1 pseudogene is annotated in these 511 nt (G+C 43.1%); it reads left to right on the forward strand.

What is annotated here, in order from left to right:
- Nucleotides 1-511, forward strand: a pseudogene (locus ASC50_RS07485) (hypothetical protein); the annotation flags it as partial.

Consider the following 511-nt stretch of genomic DNA (forward strand, 5'->3'; position numbering starts at 1 on the left):
CCCAACGACAGCACCTGCGCCTGCAACGAGTGTAACTTCATGAAACTAAACACCTTAGAGAAATTGCGCGACTGCCTGAAAAATGAATCGCCCGAAATAGTGCTGGACGCAAAAACAATGGAGAATTTGAAACCTGCAGACAACTTATCGGCTGACCTTCAGGCAGTAATAGATATTTTTGGAAGTGTACCCATACCGGTCGGATCAACACTACCCAACACAACATCTATTGCACTTGATTTTAGAGAAAAAGACCCAGACCCACTCGTCGACACATTAATGACAGACACAATAAAAAGAATTCATCATATTGATTTCAAAGCAGTGACAATTACAATAACATTAACAATCGACGACCTTGATATAGAAAGCGACACTTTTTTGACGATGACATTGGAATTTCCACAATTTAATAATACCACCCCCTACAGAATACCCATGCGAGTGGATCCCGACGATATCAACGATCCCGCCAAGCCCAACGCAGAATGGCTTGGCGGGCGCACAATAA

This window comes from Candidatus Symbiothrix dinenymphae (genome assembly GCF_001431085.1).